Origin of the sequence: Dyella flava (genome assembly GCF_016904955.1) — a bacterium.
GTDB lineage: Bacteria > Pseudomonadota > Gammaproteobacteria > Xanthomonadales > Rhodanobacteraceae > Dyella_B > Dyella_B flava.
On the sequence record NZ_JADIKE010000031.1, the window covers coordinates 22,494 to 39,447 of the forward strand.

The following is a 16,954-nucleotide window of genomic DNA, read 5'->3' on the forward strand; positions in this document are numbered from 1 at the left end:
GGAACCGATGCGGCGTCCGGATAACGACCCCGGCGAGAAAATACTGTTCGTCACCTCGGAGATGCGGGACTTCATCAAGGCCGGCGGACTGGGCGATGTCTCGGCGGCGTTGCCGCGCGTGCTCGCACACGAACACGACGTGCGTGTGCTTATCCCCGGCTATCGCGCGGTGCTTGAGGCGGGAACACGGATGAAAAAGGTGGGCGCCACCCGCAAACATGGCGAGCTGCCTGCTTGCGAGATCGGCGAACTGGAAACCGACGACGGCCTGCACGTGCTGGTCGTCTGCAATGAGGTCCTGTTCAATCGCGAGGGCTCGCCTTACGTCAACGCCAAGGGCATCGGCTGGCCGGACAATGATCTGCGTTTTGCCACCCTTTCTTCGGTTGCCGCCGATATCGCCGCCGGTCGTGCCGGCCTCGAGTGGCGACCGGATTTGTTGCATTTGAATGACTGGACCTGCGCGCTGGCCGCCTGCTTCCTGCACTGGCGGCATCAGTCCACGCCCAGCGTGCTGACCATCCACAACCTTGCTTACCAGGGCATTTTTCCAGCCTCGGCGGTCAGCCGGATCGGTGTGCCTGAGCATGCACCCGAACTGGATTTCCATGGCCAGGTCTCGTATCTGCGCGGCGGCATCGCCAAGGCGGATTTCCTGATTACCGTCAGCGAGAGCTATGCGCAGCAGATCGTCGATCCGGTTCACGGTTGCGGCATGGACCGGCTGCTGGCACGACGCCGGCATGAAGGACGCCTGGTCGGCATTCTCAACGGGATTGATCCAAGCTGGCGTCCGCAACAGGACGATGCGCTCGATACACCTTTTTCCGTCGGCGAATGGGAACGGCGGCAGTACAACACCGTGGCGCTGCGCGAGGAGCTAGGTCTTTACCCGGTGCCCGGCCCCTTGTTCATCTTCGTGTCGCGCATGGTGCATCAGAAAGGGCTGGATCTGGTGTACGAGGCGGCGCCGCAGATCATCGCGGCGGGTGGCCAACTGGCGATGATCGGCCGCGGCGACCCGCTGTTCGAGCGCATGGCGACCACGCTGGCCAAACGCTATCCGGGACGGATCGTGGCGCGTATCGGCTTTGAGGAGGGCTTGGCGCATCGCATGTTTGCCGGCGGGGATTTCCTGCTGATGCCCTCGCGCTATGAACCCTGCGGCCTCAGCCAGATGTATGCGCAGGCTTATGGCTGCCTGCCGATTGCGCATGCGACCGGCGGATTGATCGACACGATCGAGGACGGCGTATCCGGACTGCTGTTCCAACATGCCCGCGTCAGCGATTTGCGCAGCTGCCTGCAGCGCGCCTTCCGGATTTTTGCCGAGCCCTTGCTGCTGGAGGCCATGCGTGGCGCCGCCATGCTGGAACGGCATGACTGGAGTCGCTCCGGCCAGCGCTACACGGGCATTTATCGTCAGCTATGCACGCATGAGGCGGCGGCGTGAGGTTCGCCAGCGACAACACGCTCGCACCGGCGTCGCGCCAGGGCCACCTTCCCGCGGATGTGCTGGCCGCTCTCGAGCATGGACGCTGCGAGGCGCCGTTCGAGTGGCTTGGCCTGCACGAATACCAGGGCCGCTGGCAGATCGCAGTGATTGCCCATGGCGCCTTGTCGGTCGAAGTCGTGGTGGAAGGCAGCGAACAGGCCGTGACGGTTCCGCGTGTCGGCGGAGGGGTGTACCTGATCACGCTTGCTGCGAAGCCGGCGAGCTATCGTTTGCACCTGCGCTGGCCGCACGGCTGGGAAACCATCGCGGACCCTTACGCGTTCGAGCCCTTGTTGGAGGAAGAGGCGCTGCTCGCCTTCAACCTCGGCGAGCTGCGCAAGCCCGTCGATCTGCTTGGCGCACAGCCCAAAGTAGTCGATGGCATTGAGGGCGTGCATTTTTCGGTATGGGCTCCGCATGCGCGCCGGGTGTCGGTGGTGGGCAATTTCAACCGCTGGGATGGCCGGCGCCATCCGATGTATCGCCACCGCGATGCAGGCATCTGGGAAATCTTCATTCCGCATATCGAGGCCGGCGACGTCTACAAGTTTGAACTGCTGGACCAGCATGGCCATCTGCTGCCCCTGAAGGCCGATCCGTACGCCAAGCAGACCGAGTGTCCGCCGGCCTCCGCTTCGATGGTGGCGTCGCCGCTGTGGCACGCCTGGCATGACGCGTCGTGGATGGCGCATCGCAAAGCCATGCATGCTGCGACCGCACCGCTGACCATCTACGAAGTGCACGCCACCTCATGGCGACGTGATGCCGAAGGCGGAAGGCTCGACTGGGATGCCTTGGCCGAGCAGTTGATTCCGTATGTGCAAGCGCAGAGTTTCACTCATATCGAATTTCTGCCGGTCAACGAATACCCGTTCGGCGGTTCGTGGGGCTATCAACCCACCGCCATGTACGCACCGACGGCACGCATGGGCGAGCCCGATGCCTTTGCCCGCTTCGTCGATTCCTGTCACGTGGCGGGCATCGGCGTGATCCTGGACTGGGTCAGCGGACACTTCCCTGCCGATGAACACGGCTTGCGCATGTTCGATGGCACGGCGCTATACGAACACGGCGATCCGCGCGAGGGCTTCCATCAGGACTGGAAAACCCTGATCTACAACTACGGCAAGCCGCAGGTACGCCAATACCTGATGGGCAGCGCGCTGGCCTGGCTGGATCGTTTTCATATCGATGGGCTGCGCGTGGATGCGGTGGCCAGCATGCTTTACCGTGATTACAGCCGCGCCGAGGGCGAATGGATCCCCAATGCGCATGGCGGTCGCGAGAACCTGGAGGCGATCGCCTTCCTGCGCGACCTGAACAGCCTTATCGCGCGCGAGCACCCCGGCGTGATGGTGATCGCGGAAGAATCGACCGCGTGGCCCGGCGTCACCAACACCCCTGAAGACGGCGGCCTTGGCTTCAGCTTCAAATGGAACATGGGCTGGATGCACGATTGCCTGCGCTATATCCAACATGATCCGCTCTACCGGCGCTATCACCATGATGACCTGACGTTTGGCTTGATTTACGCCTATTCGGAAAAGTTTGTGCTGCCGCTGTCGCACGACGAAGTGGTGCATGGCAAAGGCTCGCTGATTTCGCGCATGCCTGGTGATCGCTGGCAGCAATTCGCCAACTTGCGCGCGTTCTTCGGCTTCATGTGGGCCCATCCGGGCAAGAAGCTGCTGTTCATGGGCGGCGAGTTCGCACAGCGCAACGAATGGCAGCACGATCGATCGCTGGATTGGCATCTGCTGGAAGATCCGCTGCATCTGGGCGTGCAGCGGCTGGTCGGCGATCTCAATCGCCTGCTCTACGAGGAGCCCGCCCTGCACCGCTGCGATCATGCATCGGCCGGCTTTGCCTGGATGGTCGGCGACGATAGCCATGCTTCCGTGTACGCCTTTCTGCGTTACGGCGGCGAGGGCGCGGCCCCGATACTGGTGGTGTGCAATTTCACCCCGCAGGTTCGCTCCGATTACCGCATCGGCGTGCCGGAAGCCGGCGCGTGGCGCGAGGTTTGCAATACCGACAGCAGCTATTACGGCGGCTCCAATGTCGGCAACGCCGGCGAGGTCCACACCGACGAGATGCCCTGCCGAGGCCACCGTTTTTCACTCAATCTGCGTCTGCCACCGCTAGCCACATTGATTCTTCGGGCGGAGGGCAGCCCCGCATGAACGCCATGCACGAAACTCAGGTTCGACCCGCCACCGGCGCCGTTTACGAAGGCCCCATGTACGGCGCCCGGCTGCTCGACAACGACTTGGTGCGGTTCTGCCTGTGGGCGCCCGATGCCAAAAGCGTGGATGTAGTGATCGGCAACTCAGTGCATCCCATGCTTCCCGATAGCGACGGCAACTACTCGCTCGTGGTCACCGCCGAGGCGGGAACGCGCTACAACTATCTGATCGACGGCAAGCATCGGGTACCTGATCCGGCATCGCGCGCCCAGCCGGCAGGTGTGCATTGTTCCAGTCTGGTGGTCGACCCGCTCGACTACGCCTGGCAGCAAAACGCCTGGCAAGGCATGCCCTGGCATACCGCCGTGATCTGCGAAATCCACGTCGGTGCCATGGGCGGATTCGATGGCGTGCGCAGGGCGTTGCCGGGCCTGGCGGACTGCGGCTATACGTTGATCGAATTGATGCCCATCGGCTCTTTCGAAGGCGAGCGCAACTGGGGCTATGACGGTGTACTGCCTTATGCGCCCGATGCCAGCTACGGTTCGCCGGCGTCCTTGAAGGCAATGATCGACGAAGCGCACCGCCTGGGCATGGCGGTGATGCTCGATGTCGTCTACAACCATTTCGGCCCGGCCGGCAATTACCTGCCCCACTACGCCAGCCTTTTTTTCCGTCATGACGTGCAGACGCCGTGGGGCGCCACCATCGATTTCCGCCGGCCGCAGGTGGCGCGTTATTTCATCGACAACGCCTTGATGTGGCTGCATGAATACCGCTTCGATGGGCTGCGCCTGGACGCGGTGCATACGATCAAGCCCAGCAGCTTTCTGGATGAATTGAGCGTCGTGGTGCACGCCTCGTGCCCGCCGGAACGCCAGGTTTTCCTGGTGGTGGAGAACGAAGACAACCGCGCATCGCTGCTGCGCGAGCATTACAACGCGCAGTGGAACGATGACGGGCACAACGCCTTGCACGTCATGCTGACCAATGAGCGCGAAGGCTATTACGCCGATTTTCATCCGGATCCCACCGCCAGCATGGCGCGCGTGCTGAGCGAGGGTTTCGTTTTCCAGGGACAGCCCGACCGGCGCGGCATCCGGCGCGGCGAGTCCGGCCATGGTCTGTCACCCACCTCGTTCGTGCTGTTTCTGCAGAATCACGATCAGATCGGCAATCGTCCGCTTGGCGAACGGATGGCCAGCCTGGTGGCGGAAGATGATCTGCGCGCGGCGCTGGTGCTGATCGCGCTCTGCCCGATGGTGCCGCTGTTCTTCATGGGCGAAGAATGGGGCTGCCAGTCACCGTTCTTTTATTTCACCGATTATCAGGATGAACTGGCCGAACAGGTGCGCGAAGGACGGCGCAAGGAATTTGCCCATTTTTCCGGCTTCACCGACCGGGAGCGCCGGCAACGCATTCCCGACCCGAATGCGCTGGGCACCTTCGAGGCGTCCGTTCCGCGCGTGGAAAATCCCGCCTTGGCCAGAATCTGGAAACGCTGGTTCGGCCATCTGCTCTATCTGCGCAAGGCGCACCTGATCAGTCGCCTGGAACACAGCCGCGCGATCGGCTGCACGGTATTGGCCGACCGCGCCCTGGTGGCGCGCTGGCGTCTTGCCGATGGCTGCATCTGGGAAATTGCCCTGAACGTGTCCTCGCGTGACGTGCCGTGGAGCCGGGCTGCCGACACTGAGACGATCTGGATCGAACCTCAGGATGCGCTCAGGCAACCGGAGGTATTGCCCGCTCATTCGGCGATCGTATCGGCCAGTCTCATGCGTGATCAGGGTCATGAGCTTGACGCTTGAAGCCGGCGCCCGCGCGGCCGGTATCGAACTGAGCTGGACCGACGCTTACGGCCAATCTCGACAGCTTCCTGAGCATACGCTGCAAGGCTTGCTCGATGCCTTGCAGTGGCCGCAAAGCTGTCAGCGCGGGCGAGCACGCAAGTACGCAAACATCGGCATGCTGACGGCGGATATGGGCGGCAGCGTGCAGGTGCCGACGCCGTCCGGCCAGGTGATATCGGCGATCCTGTGCGACGAAATGGGCAGCAAGCATGCCGTGCGTATCAACGAACATGGCCGTTTTCAGGCGCCGCATCGGCATGGCTATTACGACCTGCACTACGCCTCCAGCCAGATGCGGCTGGCGGTGGCGCCTCCGCGATGCTTCGGCGTGGCGGATCGCCTGGCCGCCAAGCATGCACGTAGCTGGGGACTCAGCGCACAGGTTTATGCCTTGCGCCGTGATGGTGACGGCGGCCTCGGCGACAGCAGCGCCGTCGCCGCGCTTGCGCGTTCACTGGCGCAAGCCGGTGGCCATGCCCTGTCGCTCAGCCCGATGCATGCCACAAAACGCACGGCTGCGGTTTACAGCCCGTATACGCCGTCGCATCGTGGTTTTCTGGATTGGGTCTACGCCGATCCCGCGCAGATCCTCGGCCCGGATGCGGTGCGTGATGCCCTGGCGCGCGCGGGCATTGTCGCGGAATGGGAACACGCGCAATCCGCCAACCTGGTCGACTGGCCGTTGGCGTACGCGCTGCGGCGCATGCTTTGGCAACAGTTGCATGCGCAATTCACGGAAACGCCCGGCCCCCTGCATGACGACCTGCTCACCTTCACGGAGCGCCAAGGCGAACCGCTGCGCGCTCATGCACGAACGGTTGCACGTGAAATCCTCCAGGGTACGCGGGCAGACGATCCGCGCACGCTCTCGGCCCGTGCACTTCCCGACACGTTTCGCGCCGAAATGGAGTTCGAGATATTTGCGCAATGGCTGGCCGCACGATGCTGGCTCGACACACAGCACCTTGCCCTGGATGCCGGGCAACGCATCGGGCTGATCCACGATCTGGCGGTAGGCTGCGACGCCACCGGCAGCGAAGCATGGAGCTATCGCGACAGCATGCTCAAAGGGGTTGAGCTGGGCGCGCCGCCGGATGCCTTCAATGCCGACGGCCAGTGTTGGGGCATCAGCACCTATTCGCCCTGGGGTTTGCAGGCATCCGGCTTCCAGCACTACATCGACCTGCTGCGCGCCAACATGGCCCGGGGCGGCGGCCTGCGCATCGACCACATACTGGGCTTGTGCCGTCTTTGGGTGGTGCCGCAGGGTGCGTCGGCCATGCACGGCGGCTACCTGCGGTATCCCGCTGAAGACATGCTGCGATTGCTGGCACTGGAGTCATGGCGCCATCAATGCATCGTGATCGGCGAAGACCTCGGCACCGTGCCGGCAGGCATGCGCGATCAGCTGGCCGCACGCGGCGTGCTCGGTACCGATGTATTGCTGTTCATGCGCGACGCGGCCGGTGAATTTCTCCCGCCGCCGCAATGGCGCCGGGACGCCATCGCCACCACCACCACGCACGATCTTCCGCCCCTGCTCGGCTGGCGTGCGGCGCTGGATATCGAGCAACGCGCCGTGGTGCAGGGATGGCCGGAAAGCTTGCGCATCAAACAACAACAGGAGCGCCTTGCCAGTGTTGAAAAGCTCGACCAGGCGCTGGCCTTATGGCGAGACGATCATCTACAAGCTTCGCCCGTGCTCGCCAATCAGGCCTGCATGGACTACGTGCTCGACACGCCCGCGCAGCTGGTGCTGATTCCGGTCGAAGACGTGCTGGGCAGAAAGGAACAGCCCAATCTGCCCGGAACCGTGCATGGCTATCCCAACTGGCGGCATCGCCTGCCGGTCACCGGTGATGCCACGCTGCAATCGGCCTTGCAGCGGATGGAGCGAAAACCGCAGCGAGGCATGCCGCCGTGACGGCGCTAAGGGCGACGGCGCGCCTGCAGTTGAATCGCGATTTCGATTTCGCGGCCGCCGCCGCCCAGGTCCCTTATTTGGCTGCACTGGGGATCAGTCACATATATATGTCGCCGATCGCCACCGCCCGTCCGGGCTCGACGCATGGCTACGACGTGATCGATCCCATGACGGTGAATCCCGAGCTGGGCGGTGAAGCGGGTCTCACCACCCTGGTCGAAATACTGCATGCCCACGACATGGGCGCCATTCTCGACATCGTGCCCAACCACATGGCGGCCGACCTCGCCAATGTCTGGTGGAACGATGTGCTGGCGCGCGGTGAAAGCAGCCACTACGCCGCTTACTTCGATATCGAATGGAACGCTCCCGAGACCGAAGGGAAACTGTGGCTGCCCTGGCTCGACGTGCCACTGGGCGAGGCGATTGAAAACCAGCGGCTGAAGATCGCGCGGCACATCGGCGGCACCTGCGTGGGTCTATGGCTCGACCACAGCATGTTGCCGATATCCGCAGCCGGCCTGGAATGGCTGTTTCAGCGCGCCGGCGTGACCCTGCCCGCGCCGATTCAAGGCAGCGACGTTTTCGACGCCGTGCGACGCTCCATGCAGGAGGCATCGACCCAGGCCGCACTCGATTACGCGCTGCGCGAGGTGAATGACGATGCCTTGCTGATGCGCAAGTTCCTCGATCGGCAGCACTACCGGCTGGCGTGGTGGCGCAGTGGCGATCAGGTGCTCAACTATCGGCGTTTCTTCGACATCCATGCGCTGGTCGCCTTACGCATGGAGCGTGATGAGGTGTTCGACGCCGTGCATGCGCTGCCCCTGCGCTTGATGGAAAGCGGCGCCATCGACGGCCTGCGCATCGATCATATTGATGGCCTCAGCCAGCCGGGACACTATCTGCAGCGACTTCGCCAGCGACTGGATCAATGCTCGCAACACGACCTGCATCGTCGCCCCACCGTGCACGTGGAAAAGATCCTGATCCCCGGCGAAAGCCTGCCACGGGACTGGCCGGTGGACGGAAGCACCGGTTATGACTTCATGCAGCAGTTGGAAAGCCTGCTGCACGACCCGGTCGGCTACGCCATCCTGGAGAAGGCGTGGGCGCGGCTGAGCGGGCGCCCGGCCGACTTCGCTGTGGAAGAAAGCATTGCGCGACGGCAGTTGCTGCAAACCTCGCTGGTATCGGAACTGTCGCGCTGCGTGCGCGCCTTTCATCAGTTCTTGGCGGCCACCGCAGTACACGGTGATATCACCCTGGCGGCCTTGCAATACGCCTTGGGCGAGCTGCTCCAATGCATGCCGGTCTACCGAAGTTACCTGGGCGATGGCGAGCTGAACGAGATCGACCGCTGCATGCTTGAACTCGCTTTCAGGCATGCGGACCAAGCGGGCGCGTCGCACTATGCGGCGGTCCGTGCCCTGCTGCAACGCTATCTGCTCGAGATTGACCAGCATACCCTGCCGCCCGCGCAGGCCCAGCCGCTGCAGCTGTTCCGACATCGCTTCGAACAGCTTTCCACCGTGCTGAGCGCCAAGGCGGTGGAGGACACGGCCTTCTATCGCTATGGCGTCTTGCTTGCCCGTAACGAAGTGGGCGGCGCACCGGGACAGAAGCAGCCGGAACCGGAAAGCTTCCATACCGCCATGCGCTATCGCGCGATCCGCTGGCCAAGCGCGCTGCTCGCCACCGCCACGCACGATCACAAGCGCGGCGAAGACACGCGTGCACGGCTGGATGCGCTTGGCGAGAAGCCGCGGCCATACGTGACGCTCGTTCGCGCCTGTTCCAGCGAACTGCGCGATCGGACGCAGGTGCCGCCGCCGGTGCAATGGATGCTGCTGCAGACGATACTCGCTGCGTGGCCTTTGACGCTGGATCGCAATGATGAACCGGCCATGCGCGTGTTCGCCTGCCGCATCACCGAGTGGCTGCGAAAGGCGCAGCGTGAAGCAAAACTGCTGACCAGCTGGATCTCGCCCAACCCGGCTTATGAAGCGGCTTGCGAACGGCTGGTGGAGGATCTGCTGCTCTCCGAGCCGTACATCAACATGCGGCAAAAACTGTGCAACGCAGCCCGCGCACTCGATGCGGCCGGCGCACTCAATGGACTGGTTGCCGTGACGTTACGCCATACCGCACCCGGTGTGCCCGATCTTTATCAGGGCACCGAATACTGGGATCAATCGCTGGTCGATCCGGACAATCGGCGCGCCGTCGACTATCGCGCACGGGCCGACACGCTGGCGCAAACGCACGATCCGGCCGCACTGCTGCGCGACTATCGCAACGGCATCATCAAGCAGCATTGGATTCATCGCCTGCTGCAGTTGCGCAAGCTGTCGCCCGAGCTGTTCGCCAAGGGCTCCTATCTGCCGCTGGCAGTGACCGGCGCGCGGCGCCGGCATGTGCTGGCGTTTGTGCGGCAGCATGGCGGCCAGCGGCTGCTGGTGGTTGTGCCGCGCCTGTGCGCGCAGTATATGGATAAACGCGACCTGCCTCTGGTTGATGCAAGCTTTTGGAAAAATACGCGTGTAAGAGCGGCCGATCATGACGTCGCCTGCACCTACATTGATCTATTTACCTACCGGAAGCACGACGTTCAGGCATCCGGTTGGCGTATCGCCGAATTGCTTTCCGAATGGCCGGTCGCCGTGCTGATTCCCGCGAGTCAAACCGATGAGTGTCAAACCCTCCCCCGCCGAACGAGAACGCCGGATCAGTGAAATCGCCCATCGGATCTGGGAATCCGAGGGCTGTCCTTCGGGCCAGGCGCTGCGTCATTGGCACATGGCAGAGAAACTGGTGCTGGCTGAAGAGCGACAGGCCGAACTCCGCAACCAGCACAACGAAGAAAAAGCGCCGCCTTCGCCAAAAGCAAAGGCAAAGGCCAAAACAAAGACGCATGACTGATCGACAATGAGCAAACCTATGCGTGCAAGCCGGGACAGCGTAACGGCATCACATGCCGCCACTCTGAGAGAGGGACTCCCCGTCCCGCTGGGGGCCACCTGGGACGGTCTTGGCGTGAATTTTGCGCTGTTTTCCGCGCACGCGACCCGGGTAGAGCTGTGCCTGTTCGATGATGACGGCAAGGAAACCGAGCGGATAACCCTGCCCGAGTACACCGACGAAGTCTGGCATGGCTACCTGCCCGATGCGCGGCCCGGACAGCTGTACGGTTACCGTGTGCACGGACCTTACGAACCGCATGCCGGGCACCGCTTCAATCCGAACAAACTGCTGCTCGATCCTTATGCCAAGCAGGTGGTCGGCGAGCTGGAATGGAACGACGCCTTGTTCGGCTACACCATCGGCCATCCCGACGAGGACCTGAGTTTCGACGAACGCGACAGCGCGCCCTACATGCCCAAGTCGCGCGTGATCGATCAGGCTTTTACCTGGGGCACGCACTACTGGCCGGGTGTGCCGTGGGACCGCACCATCCTTTATGAAATGCACGTGCGCGGCTACACCATGCTGCACCCGCGCGTGCCGCAAGTCTTGCGCGGCACCTTCGCCGGGCTGGCGCATCAGGACGTGGTCGATTACATCCGTTCACTCGGCGTGACCTCGGTCGAACTGATGCCGGTGCATGCCTTCATCGACGACAAGAACCTGCTTGGCAAGGGGCTGCGCAATTACTGGGGCTACAACACGCTCAGTTTCTTTTCGCCGCATCCGCGCTACATGGCCAGCAATACGGTGGATGAATTCAAGGAAATGGTGGCGCATTTCCATGATGCGGGGCTGGAGGTGATTCTCGACGTGGTCTACAACCACACCGCTGAAGGCAACCATCTGGGCCCGACACTGTCCTTGCGTGGTATCGACAACGCCACCTACTACCGACTTGCCGAAGATCGCCGCCTGTATGTCAATGACACCGGCACCGGCAATACGCTGGACCTGAGCCATTCGCGCGTGCTGCAGACCGTGATGGACTCCTTGCGCTACTGGACCACCGCGATGCGCGTGGACGGTTTTCGCTTCGATCTGGCCACCATTCTCGGGCGCGAAGAGCACGGCTTCGACCAGGGTGGCGGCTTTCTCGATGCCTGCCGGCAAGACCCGGTGCTGGGACGCGTGAAGCTGATCGCGGAGCCGTGGGATATCGGACCGGGCGGTTATCAGTCCGGCAAGTTTTCACCGGGTTGGTCCGAATGGAATGACCGCTTTCGTGACTCGACGCGTGCATTCTGGCGCGGCGACGAAGGCCGGCTGCCGGATTTCGCCACGCGCCTGACCGGTTCGGCCGATATCTTCGATCAGCGCGGCCGGCGGCCGTATGCATCGATCAATTTCGTCACGGCGCACGACGGCTTCACCCTGCATGATCTGGTCAGCTACAACGACAAGCACAACGAAGCGAACGGCGAAGACAACCGCGACGGCTCCTCCAACAACCTTAGCTGGAACCACGGCGAAGAAGGTCCGACCGAAAATCCGGACATTCACGCCCTGCGCAACCGGCAGATGCGCAACATGCTCGCCAGCGTGCTGCTCGCCCAGGGCACACCCATGCTGCTGGCCGGCGATGAATTCGCACGCAGCCAGGGTGGCAACAACAACGCGTATTGCCAGGATAACGAGATCACCTGGTTCAACTGGGAATCCGCCGCCGAATGCCATCAGCTCACCGACTTCGTGCGGCGCCTCACGCGCCTGCGCCTGCATCATGCGCTGCTACGGCGCAACCGCTTCATGCATGGCGTCGCCGAAGAAGAAACCGGCGTGAAAGACGTCACCTGGCTGACGCCCGACGGCCAGGAATTCAACGAAGAACGCTGGAAGGATCCCAGGTCGTATTGCCTGGGCATGTTGCTGGACGGACGGGCCAAGCCCACCGGTGTAAAAAAACCGGGCGCGGACAGCACCTTGTTATTGCTGGTCAATGCGCATTACGAGCCGATGTCATTCCAGCTGCCCAAACTTCCGCCACGTGCCGAATGGCGGCTGTTGCTGAGCAGTGCGACCGGCTCGCGCAAATCAACTTCATCGGATCACAACAGCGTCATGCTGGAGGGGCGCAGCTTGATGCTTTACAAAGTGCATCCACCCGTCTTGGCCTGAAGTCTCGAAGGCCAGAGAGAGGAGATAGGAGTGAGGAGTGAGAGTGCAAGCTCGAACCTTGCGGAGATTGACAGCATGCTCTCTCACTCCTCACTTCTAACTCCTCCCTCTTCTGACCTTCAATGTCGGCCTGGCGGAAATACCCGCTTGAGTATCGCAAGTTCTTCGCGCGCGGCCCGCAGGGATTCGTAGGCGCGCAACACTGTCTGGTAGGGCTTCTGAGAAAGCCGTCGTCTATTCAGTACGCTGTCGTACTTCTCTCTCAGCTTGCTTTCCTGGTGCTCGACCTGCCTGACGACCACCCAGTCGCCACCGTGAAGCGCGTAATAGAGATTACTCAACGCGCGCTGCAAGGCAGCCCTGAGGGTTCCGTCGTCGCTGGGATCGCCGCCGATCGCATCGACCTGCTCGCGCAACATGCTTGAGACAACCAGCCGCTCCCTGCATCGGCCGCGAAATGCGTACGTCAACTCGGCGCTTCTTACGTCGCTCATGGCCCTTCGGCAATCCGCCGCGCTGTCCAGCGTGAAGCTGATCAGACGATTGAGCACACGAATGTCATAGTGCCGCTGTCCCATGTCCGCTTTTCTCCGCGTGTTGTGGAAAGACACAATTCTGCGTAACAAGCGTTCATGACGAGTGCTAAACAAGTGAACATGTAGTGAGTGAAGCACGCCAGCGTGAGGAATAAGCTGTTTGTAAAAACAAAATGCCCATCAAGTACGTTTCCGTTCCAACCGCGGAGACGTACCTGATGGGCTCTAGCCACGCTGCCGGCGGCAGCGATTTTCAATCAAGCGGCGGCGAAGGTTTTGGCACCGCCTTCGTCATTGAGATCCGCCAGCCGATAACCCGCCGAATGAATGGTATGCAACAGCGGACGGTTGAACGGTTTGTCGATCACCCTGCGCAGATTGTAGAGATGCGAGCGCAAGGTGTCGGAATCGGGCAAGGTATCGCCCCAGATTTCCCGCTCGATGTCGCGGCGGTTGACCACACGCGGCGATTCGCGCATGAGAATGCCCAGGATGCGCAGGCCGATCGGCGATACGGTGAGTTCCTTGCCACCGCGCATCAGGCGCAAGGTGGAGGTATCGAAGGCCAGATCGCCCACTACCAGCATCTCGCTGGAAACCTGGCGCCGGTCGCGGCGAATCAAGGCGCGCAGCCGCGCTTCCAGCTCGCGTACTTCGAACGGCTTGACCAGGTAGTCATCGGCGCCGGCCTGCAAGCCCATCAGCTTGTCCTCAAGCTGGTCGCGGCCGGTGAGCATCAAGATGGGGGTGGAATTCTTGGCGTCGCCGCGCAGCTTGCGGCAGACGTCCAGCCCGTCAATGCCCGGTATGCGCAGGTCGAGGATGATCGCGTCGTAACTGTTGGTTACCGCAAGGTGAAGGCCGCTGATGCCGTCGGCGGCAAAGTCGACTGAATAACCACAGCAATCCAGATAGTCACCCACGGATTCGGCGACTTCACGGCTATCCTCGATAAGCAGCAATATTCCCGTATGTTCTTCTGAACGAAACATAACGCCCTCGCAGATTTTATGTCACCGGAAGGTCAAGCCTAGCCCCGCAACCGCATGTCTTGTGTGATGAGCACGCATAGGTAACGTGTAATAAATACAAAAAAATGGTTAGGAGCGGTTTCCCGCCCCTGGGGAATAAAGGCCGATTCTTCAGCGATTTTTATGGCACTGCTGATCAGTCTTCACGCTTGTTCGTGGGTTTCGTCGCCACCTTGCTTACCTGTCGCGACATATTGTTCCTGGCGCACATGCTCGCCACCGCCGGCCTTTTCACGCGCGCCGGCCAGCTTGTACTGCCTGGATTCGTCCACCGATGTATCGAGCATTCAACTTTGCACGACTTCTCCGTCGGATTGCGATGACGATGTTTGCTCACGCCGCCATTCAAGCAGCCGGCTGACTTGCTCGCGCAGCTTGTCGACGGTGAACGGCTTGGAAAGCAAGGCGGTGCCGGGGGCGAGATCCAGGGGATTGCTGGCGGCGCTCGCGTCGTACCCGGTGATCAGCAGCACCGGCAAGCCGGGACGGCGCTCGCGCGCCGCTTCCGCCACGCTGCGGCCATTTACGCCGGGCAGTCCGATGTCGGTGACGATCAGGTCGATGGGATAGTCCGATACCGCGATCGACACGCCTTCCAGACCATCCACCGCCTGGGTAATGTCGTAGCCGAGATTGGAAAGCACCTCGGTGATGACGCCGCGAATCACCGCCTCATCTTCCACCACCAGGATATGCTCGCCTTGCACGAAGTGCGGCTTGTTGACACGCTCCGGCACCGGAGCATGCTGCACCTTGCTGATATAGCGCGGCAGATACAGCTTGACGCTGGTGCCCTCGTCCGGTTCGCTGTCAATGGTGCAGTAGCCGCGCGACTGACGTGCGAAACCGTACACCATGGACAGACCCAGCCCGGTTCCCTCTCCGGCCGCCTTGGTGGTGTAGAACGGATCGAAGGCGCGCTGCCTGGTCTCATCGCTCATGCCGACGCCGGTATCGGTGATGGTTATCCGCACGTACGGTTGCTCGGGGGCTTCCGTATCGATCTTCTCAGGGTCGTGGCCCAGTGCATTTTCAGCATCGATGCGCAGACGGCCACCGTTGGGCATCGCGTCGCGCGCGTTGATGGCAAGATTGAGGATCGCGTTTTCGAGTTGATTGGTATCGCAGTGCACCCCCCACAAATCGCTCGACAGACCAAGCTCCAGCGATATCTGCTCACCCATGGTCTGCCGTAGCAGCTCCGTCATGCTGCTGAGCAGCGCGACGACATCGATCGGTTGTGGATCCAGCGACTGGCGGCGCGCAAAAGCCAGCAACCGGTGGGTGAGCGATGCGGCCCGCTTGACGCTTTCCAGGGCATTGCGCAAATGTTTTTCGGCACGCTCCGGCTGCCCGTGCGCGCCCAGCATCCCCATCACTTCCAGCGAACCACTGATGCCTTGCAGGATGTTGTTGAAGTCGTGCGCAATACCGCCGGTCAGCTGGCCCATGGCTTCCATTTTCTGGGCCTGTCGCAATTGATTTTCCATCTGGATCTTGTCGGTCAGATCACGGATGAAAATATTCATCAGCCGGCCGGAGGCGAGCGCAAGCGTACTGATGCTCAACTCCACCGGAAAACGGCGCTTGACGCGATCGATCACCATCACCTGATGGGTCGGATGCCGCACCTCGCCGCGCAAGGCGGCGGCAAACCATTCGACGGTGGATCGATCGCCGGGCGGAAAGCATAGCTGCGGAAGATTCTTTCCAAGCGTCGACTCCCGTGACCAACCGAACAGTGCATGGGCTTGCGGATTCCATTCGGTGATACCGCCGGTTTCATCCACCTGCACGAATGCATCCAGCGCCGTGTCGATGATGCCGCGAGCCCGGCGCTCGCTCTCCATCAGCGCCACATCCGTGTCGCGCCGCGTGGTGGCGTCGCGCGTGACCTTGGCGAAGCCCACCAGCACATCCTTATCCCACACCGGGTCGATCACCACGTTGGCCCAGAAGCGTGAGCCATCCTTGCGTACACGCCAGCCTTCCGCTTCGTAGCGCCCATCATGCAAGGCCTTGGCCAACGCAAATTGTGGTACGCCGGCGGCCCGATCCTCGGGCGTGTAGAAGCGCGAAAAATGCTGGTTGAGAATTTCTTCTTCGCAATAACCCTTGATCCTCTCCGCGCCGCTGTTCCAACTGATGATGTGGCCATCTGGATCCAGCATGAAAATGGCGTAGTCCGTGACGCTACGCACCAATAGCTGAAAGTCGCGCTCGGAGCGGTGAAGACTTTCCTTCATCGTGTTTTCCTGCAGCAGTTGCTCGGGCGTGGCTGGTTGGCGCACCGACATCGACTGCAAGAGCGCCGCCTCCGCATGCTCCTGTTCGGCCAGCTCGATGAGAACATTGATACCGCCGACAAGTTCGCCCTGCTCGTCGAACAACGGTGTCGGATACGGCATAAATCGAACGCGTGATCCATCCGGCCGCACTGCTATCGCTTCCATGCCGCGCACCGGCCGGCGTTCGTGCAAGGCCATCGCCATCGGGCATTGATCGTGCGGAAGTGGCGTTCCATCGGGCGATAACATGCGCCACGTTACGCACCATAACTCGCCCAATGCGGGTTCGCGTCCGGCGAACGCCTGCGCGGAGGGATTGAAAAAAATGATGCGTCCCTGCGCATCAGTGACATAGACGGGTACCGGCAAAACCTCCAGCAATGCTTGCGCGGGAATCGTCTGAAACACGCGGTCAGCAGATGCGATGGGCGGCGTTTTTCGTATCACGCTGGTGCCTCCCGCAGGAGTTTTGGACATCGTTTTCTCACGAGAAACGATGCCCAGTTCACTGGTGAAATGCCTGTGAATCTGATGCCTAAAAAGAATCGCCGGCCGGGAC

General features: G+C 61.8%; 11 protein-coding genes. 7 read left to right on the top strand and 4 right to left on the bottom strand.

All coding sequences use genetic code 11. The features are described 5' to 3' along the window. Positions 1-7 precede the first annotated feature (7 nt). The 7 genes from glgA to glgX are packed head-to-tail and all read left to right on the top strand — an operon-like array spanning position 8 to position 12,540. Complete coding sequence (gene glgA / locus ISP19_RS06700) at positions 8-1,453, top strand: glycogen synthase GlgA (RefSeq protein WP_204680724.1); 1,446 nt, start codon at positions 8-10, stop codon at positions 1,451-1,453. Then, positions 1,450-3,678: a 1,4-alpha-glucan branching protein GlgB gene (gene glgB / locus ISP19_RS06705; protein ID WP_204680592.1), complete on the top strand. Its 2,229-nt coding sequence runs from the start codon at positions 1,450-1,452 to the stop codon at positions 3,676-3,678. Before glgA ends, glgB begins: the two co-directional genes overlap by 4 nt. Beyond that, positions 3,675-5,492: a malto-oligosyltrehalose trehalohydrolase gene (gene treZ, locus ISP19_RS06710; protein ID WP_204680593.1), complete on the top strand. Its 1,818-nt coding sequence runs from the start codon at positions 3,675-3,677 to the stop codon at positions 5,490-5,492. Before glgB ends, treZ begins: the two co-directional genes overlap by 4 nt. Further along, positions 5,476-7,458 (top strand): 4-alpha-glucanotransferase, encoded by a 1,983-nt coding sequence (malQ, locus tag ISP19_RS06715; RefSeq protein ID WP_204680594.1) that lies wholly within the window; start codon positions 5,476-5,478, stop codon positions 7,456-7,458. Before treZ ends, malQ begins: the two co-directional genes overlap by 17 nt. Beyond that, entirely contained in the window at positions 7,455-10,193 is a 2,739-nt protein-coding gene (gene treY / locus ISP19_RS06720) for a malto-oligosyltrehalose synthase (protein WP_204680595.1), read from the top strand. The genes malQ and treY overlap by 4 nt, the downstream gene beginning before the upstream one ends. Next, on the top strand, positions 10,147-10,380 hold the full coding sequence (locus tag ISP19_RS06725; RefSeq protein ID WP_204680596.1) for a DUF2934 domain-containing protein: 234 nt from the start codon (positions 10,147-10,149) through the stop codon (positions 10,378-10,380). The genes treY and ISP19_RS06725 overlap by 47 nt, the downstream gene beginning before the upstream one ends. A gap of 18 nt (positions 10,381-10,398) precedes the next feature. Continuing rightward, complete coding sequence (glgX, locus tag ISP19_RS06730; protein WP_204680597.1) at positions 10,399-12,540, top strand: glycogen debranching protein GlgX; 2,142 nt, start codon at positions 10,399-10,401, stop codon at positions 12,538-12,540. 119 nt (positions 12,541-12,659) lie between these two features. On the opposite strand, the gene ISP19_RS06735 is transcribed toward glgX, so the two are convergent. From ISP19_RS06735 to ISP19_RS06750, 4 genes are all read right to left on the bottom strand, one after another. Beyond that, complete coding sequence (locus ISP19_RS06735) at positions 12,660-13,118, bottom strand: PA2169 family four-helix-bundle protein (RefSeq protein ID WP_204680598.1); 459 nt, start codon at positions 13,116-13,118, stop codon at positions 12,660-12,662. Positions 13,119-13,333: 215 nt separating this feature from the next. Continuing rightward, entirely contained in the window at positions 13,334-14,068 is a 735-nt protein-coding gene (locus ISP19_RS06740; protein ID WP_204680599.1) for a response regulator transcription factor, read from the bottom strand. 182 nt (positions 14,069-14,250) lie between these two features. Continuing rightward, positions 14,251-14,394 carry a hypothetical protein gene (locus ISP19_RS06745; RefSeq protein WP_204680600.1) on the bottom strand — a complete coding sequence of 48 codons (144 nt, stop codon included), beginning with the start codon at positions 14,392-14,394 and terminating at the stop codon, positions 14,251-14,253. Next, positions 14,395-16,872 (bottom strand): hybrid sensor histidine kinase/response regulator, encoded by a 2,478-nt coding sequence (locus ISP19_RS06750; RefSeq protein WP_204680601.1) that lies wholly within the window; start codon positions 16,870-16,872, stop codon positions 14,395-14,397. It lies immediately after the preceding gene. Positions 16,873-16,954: the final 82 nt, after the last annotated feature.

Excerpts from the sequence above, each read along its gene's own strand:
- glgA (WP_204680724.1), top strand. The coding sequence starts at position 8 with ATGCGGCGTCCGGATAACGACCCCGGCGAGAAAATACTGTTCGTCACC.
- treZ (WP_204680593.1), top strand. The coding sequence starts at position 3,675 with ATGAACGCCATGCACGAAACTCAGGTTCGACCCGCCACCGGCGCCGTT.
- malQ (WP_204680594.1), top strand. The coding sequence starts at position 5,476 with ATGAGCTTGACGCTTGAAGCCGGCGCCCGCGCGGCCGGTATCGAACTG.
- ISP19_RS06725 (WP_204680596.1), top strand. The coding sequence starts at position 10,147 with ATGAGTGTCAAACCCTCCCCCGCCGAACGAGAACGCCGGATCAGTGAA.
- glgX (WP_204680597.1), top strand. The coding sequence starts at position 10,399 with ATGCGTGCAAGCCGGGACAGCGTAACGGCATCACATGCCGCCACTCTG.
- ISP19_RS06735 (WP_204680598.1), bottom strand. The coding sequence starts at position 13,118 with ATGGGACAGCGGCACTATGACATTCGTGTGCTCAATCGTCTGATCAGC.
- ISP19_RS06740 (WP_204680599.1), bottom strand. The coding sequence starts at position 14,068 with ATGTTTCGTTCAGAAGAACATACGGGAATATTGCTGCTTATCGAGGAT.
- ISP19_RS06745 (WP_204680600.1), bottom strand. The coding sequence starts at position 14,394 with ATGCTCGATACATCGGTGGACGAATCCAGGCAGTACAAGCTGGCCGGC.
- ISP19_RS06750 (WP_204680601.1), bottom strand. The coding sequence starts at position 16,872 with ATGTCCAAAACTCCTGCGGGAGGCACCAGCGTGATACGAAAAACGCCG.